Source organism: Actinomadura soli (genome assembly GCF_005889715.1).
In the GTDB taxonomy this organism is placed as follows: domain Bacteria; phylum Actinomycetota; class Actinomycetes; order Streptosporangiales; family Streptosporangiaceae; genus Spirillospora; species Spirillospora soli.
Map to the genome: position 1 here is coordinate 1 of NZ_VCKW01000407.1, position 5,009 is coordinate 5,009.

3 protein-coding genes are annotated in these 5,009 nt (G+C 70.8%); all 3 read left to right on the forward strand.

All coding sequences use genetic code 11. The features are described from left to right. Positions 1-1,250, forward strand: a 1,250-nt coding sequence (locus ETD83_RS43275; protein WP_171064703.1) for a LolA-like protein, incomplete at its 5' end; no start/stop codon positions are given. A gap of 533 nt (positions 1,251-1,783) precedes the next feature. Further along, entirely contained in the window at positions 1,784-3,634 is a 1,851-nt protein-coding gene (locus tag ETD83_RS39275; RefSeq protein WP_138650290.1) for a 2-oxoacid:acceptor oxidoreductase subunit alpha, read from the forward strand. After that, positions 3,627-4,733, forward strand: a complete 1,107-nt coding sequence (locus ETD83_RS39280; protein WP_230421493.1) for a 2-oxoacid:ferredoxin oxidoreductase subunit beta — start codon at positions 3,627-3,629, stop codon at positions 4,731-4,733. The genes ETD83_RS39275 and ETD83_RS39280 overlap by 8 nt, the downstream gene beginning before the upstream one ends. The last annotated feature ends 276 nt before the right edge of the window (positions 4,734-5,009 follow it).

The window sequence follows — 5,009 nt, forward strand, 5'->3', positions numbered from 1 at the left end:
CGCCCCACCCCCCGCACCAGCCGCACCAGCCGCACCAGCCGCAGCAGGCGAACACCATGGGCCCGCCCGGCGGCTTCTTCCCGTCCGACCCCGCTCGGCAGCGGCGGCAGCGGCGGCTGATCATCGCGGCGGGTGCGGCGGCGACCGTGGTGGCGGTCGGTGCGGCGCTGGCCGTCGTGCTGGCGGGCGGCGGGGATGAGCCCGGGAAGCCGGGCAAGCCGTCCACGCCCGCAGGGCCGCCCGCGTGGTCGCTCAAGGCGGGGCAGTGGCTCACGTCCGGGAAGGGCATGCGCTACGAGGGAGCCATGACGGTGGGCGGCAAGCCCGTCCGGGCGTATCTGCGCGTCACACCGGCGGGCTCGGCCTCCGGAACGCTGATGGCGGGCGTGCTGAAGGCGGACGTCGCCGCAATCGACGGCGTCACCTACGTCAAGGCCGGGACGCAGTTCTGGCGCGACTACGCGGGAGAGACCCGCCACCCGGACTACTACGCCGGACGGTGGTCCAAGGCGCCCGCGTCCGTGCCGGGTTTCGACGTGCCGAAAGTGCTCGGCCCGGCGTCCATCGCCCAGACGCTCACCAGGACACCGGCGAAGACGCCCACGGAGAACGTGAACGGCGTCCCCGCGTACAAGGTCCGGACGGCGACCGCGGAGTACCTGGTGGCGAGGGCGGCACCGCACCAGCTCGTGTCCGTTCGCGCGGCCGGGCAGAACGCCCCGTGGTTCGCGGCCGCGCCCATGGCCGCGCCCGCGACCTTGTTCGCCGAGCTCCGGCCGCGGGTCGCCGCGCTCGGCGGCGCCGCCGACCCGTCCCTGCGCTTCCGGCCCGGGACGCTGACGTTCAGCAACTGCGACCAGAACACCAACGGCTGCACCGTCAGCGTCCCGGCGACGCTGACGGCGCCGCAGGGCGCGGTGCCGTCCGGGGCGCGGGCGGCGCTGCGGGCGGCGATCACGTCCCGGGGCGCGCCGCTCGGCTCGTGCGGTGCGTCGGGGCCGGTTCCGGCCGACCGGGCGCTGGTGCTGCGCTGCACCGTGACCAGCGCGCTGTGGCGCAGGTGGGTGCGCACCGCGCTCGACAACCCCGGCTCGTACCCGTACGCGGCGACGGCGACCGTGGTCGGGGAGGCGGTGGGCCCGGACGGCGTCCAGAAGCTGCTCGCCCTGCTCGACCGCGAGCGCCGCGACCTGGCGAAACCGGCGCCGAAGCCGCCGGCCCAGGCGCCGACGGCCAGGGCGACCCCGTAGCCGCGGGCGACTCCGTCCGGGACGGGGGCGCTTAAGCCGCACTCAATCGCGGCTGTCTAGACTTCGGGACGTGAACTCCACGCCCGCGGGGAGCCGCGGCTCCTCGACGTACTCGGCGCGGCGGCTGGTCAGACGGCTTCACGTCGACCTGTGCCGGCAGCGCAGCAGCCTGTGTTCGGGGTGAACTCGGGCGCCCGTCCAGGTCGTACCACCCGATAGGGCCTGCCCGAATCCGGGAGTGCCTCGTGAACCCCGCACCGAAGTGATACGTCTTCTATTACGGGGTCACGACCTTCCCTGGAAGCGGGACGTCACATGACGGGCGGCGTGGCGGCCGCGGTCCATGCCTCCCATGACCGGCCGCCGAGGGCCGGGCGACGCGGGCCCACCCGAGCCGCCGTCGTCCCGGCAAGCAGCACGTTCCCGATAACACCATCTCATCCCGGACGTACCATGAAGGTAATCCTAAGTAGCATCACGATCCTGGGCGCCTCCCCCGGGACGGGTGCTGCGCGTCGAGGAGGTCTTCCTCTGTGACCAAACAGGTCCAGCAGCTCGACCGCGTCATCATCCGCTTCGCCGGCGACTCCGGCGACGGCATGCAGCTGACCGGCGACCGCTTCACCCAGGAGACCGCGGCTTTCGGCAACGACCTGTCGACGTTGCCGAACTTCCCGGCCGAGATCCGCGCCCCTGCCGGGACCCTCCCCGGCGTGTCCAGCTTCCAACTGCACTTCGCCGACCACGACATCCTCACCCCGGGCGACGCGCCCAACGTCCTGGTCGCGATGAATCCCGCCGCCCTCAAGGCCAACCTCGGGGACCTCCCCCGCGGGGCGGACCTCATTGTCAACACCGACGAGTTCACCAAGCGCAACCTTGCCAAGGTCGGCTACGAGACGAACCCCGTCGAGGACGACTCGCTCGCCGAGTACCGGGTGCACGCGCTGCCGCTCACCTCGATGACCGTCACCGCGCTCACCGACTTCGAGATTTCCAAGAAGGACGCCGAGCGCGCCAAGAACATGTTCGCGCTGGGCCTTCTGTCCTGGCTGTATCACCGTCCCACCGAGGGGACGATCTCCTTCCTTGAGAAGAAGTTCGCCAGCAAGCCCGAGATCATGAAGGCGAACATCGCGGCCTTCCAGGCGGGCTGGTCCTACGGCGAGACCACCGAGGCGTTCTCGGTGCAGTACGAGATCAAGCCGGCCGAGCACGCGCCGGGCCTCTACCGCAACATCACCGGAAACCTGGCGCTGGCGTACGGGCTGGTCGCCGCGGGTGTGCAGAGCGGGTTGCCGATCTTCCTCGGCTCGTACCCGATCACGCCGGCGTCCGACATCCTGCACGAGATCTCCAAGCACAAGCGGTTCGGCGTGCGGACGTTCCAGGCCGAGGACGAGATCGCCGCGGTCGGGGCCGCGCTCGGCGCCTCGTTCGGCGGGTCCCTCGGCGTCACCACGACGTCCGGGCCCGGCATCGCGCTGAAGAGCGAGACGATCGCCCTAGGCGTCGCGACCGAGCTTCCGCTGCTGGTCATCGACGTGCAGCGGGCCGGTCCCTCCACCGGGATGCCGACCAAGACCGAGCAGGCCGACCTGTTGCAGGCCATGTTCGGCCGCAACGGCGAGGCGCCCGTCCCGGTGGTCGCGCCGCAGTCCCCGTCCGACTGCTTCAACGCGGCGCTGGAGGCCGCCCGGATCGCGGTGAAGTACCGCACGCCGGTCATCCTCCTGTCGGACGGCTACCTCGCGAACGGCTCCGAGCCGTGGCGGCTGCCGGACGTCGCGTCCCTGCCGAAGATCGAGCCGAACTTCGCGACGCCCCCGTCGCCGGAGGACGGCGAGTTCCAGCCGTTCCAGCGCGACCCCGACACGCTCGCGCGTCCGTGGGCCGTCCCCGGCACCGAGGGCCTGGAGCACCGGATCGGCGGCCTGGAGAAGGCCGACGGGTCCGGCAACATCTCCTACGACCCGGCCAACCACGACCGCATGACCAGGCTCCGGCAGGCCAAGGTGGACGGGATCGCCAACGACATCGCCCCGCTCGCGGTGGACGACCCGTCCGGCAAGGCCCGCGTCCTCGTGCTGGGCTGGGGCGGGACGTACGGCGCGATCTCCGCCGGAGTCCGCCGCGTCCGCGCGGCGGGGCAGCATGTCGCGCAAGCCCACCTTCGCCACCTCAACCCATTCCCCGCCAACCTCCCCGAGGTGCTGCGCTCCTACGACAAGGTCGTCGTCCCGGAGATCAACCTCGGCCAGCTCGCGCTGCTGCTGCGCGGCCGGTACCTCGTCGACGTGATCGGCTACAACCAGGTCCGCGGCCTGCCCTTCAAGGCCGAAGAGCTGCAGGGCGTCATCCAGGATGTGATCGACAGTGAGTGAAAACGGAGACAACGGAAACGGGTCCCCCGGGAACGGCAACGGCGCCGTCAACGGGAACGGGAAGACGCTGCTCTCGCTGGTCCCCAAGACCGACGTGAAGCAGTCCATGAAGGACTTCAAGACCGACCAGGAGGTGCGCTGGTGCCCCGGGTGCGGTGACTACGCGATCCTCGCGGCCGTCCAGTCCTTCCTTCCCGAGCTCGGGCTGCGCCGCGAGAACATCGCGTTCATCTCCGGCATCGGCTGCTCGTCGCGGTTCCCGTACTACATGAACACCTACGGGTTCCACTCGATCCACGGCCGCGCGCCCGCGATCGCGACGGGGCTCGCGACGTCCCGTCCGGACCTGTCGGTGTGGGTCGTGACGGGCGACGGCGACGCGCTGTCCATCGGCGGCAACCACCTGATCCACGCGCTGCGCCGCAATGTCAACCTGAAGATCCTGCTGTTCAACAACCGGATCTACGGGCTGACCAAGGGCCAGTACTCGCCGACGTCCGAGATCGGCAAGATCACCAAGTCGACGCCGATGGGGTCGCTGGACGCGCCGTTCAACCCGCTGTCGCTGGCGATCGGCGCGGAGGGGACGTTCGTCGCCCGGACGATCGACTCCGACCGCAAGCACCTCCAGTCGGTGCTGCGGGCGGCGGCGCAGCACCGCGGCACCGCGCTCGTCGAGATCTACCAGAACTGCAACATCTTCAACGACAACGCGTTCGAGCCGCTGAAGGACGCGTCCGTCCGCGACGACGTGACCATCCGGCTGGAGCACGGCGAGCCGATCGTGTTCGGCGCCGACCGCTCCAAGGCGCTGCGCCGCTCGCCGTCCGGCTCCTTCGAGGTCGTGAAGGTCACGGACGTCGACCCGTCCGAAATAGCCGTGCACGACGCCCACAATCCCGACCCGTCGATGGCGTTCGCGCTGTCGCGGCTGGACCAGCCGGCGTTCGAGCACACCCCGATCGGCATCTTCCGCGACGTCGACCGCCCGTCCTACGACGAGCTGATGCGGGCCCAGCTCGACGAGGCCGTCGAGAACCAGGGCGAGGGCGACCTCGCCGCGCTGCTCGGCAGCGGCGACACCTGGCGCATCGACTGAGTCACGGAGTCTTCGCAGGCCCGGTCCCGGTTCGCCCGGGGCCGGGCTTTTTCGCGCATTGAAACCGCGAGAACGGGGCACGGTTCCATCACGCGGGTGAACAACGGACGCCCCGCGACGGTCTTCCGGTCAGGCCCCGATGCGCGACGGTGTCCGGTCCTGCAAGACTGAGGAGATCATGAAGCCGGGGAGGGTGACGATGCGGGTCATTCCGCGCCGCAGCAAGGATCGTCAGCGGGACGATGCTCCCGCCCGCACCTCCGCGCCCCCTGACCC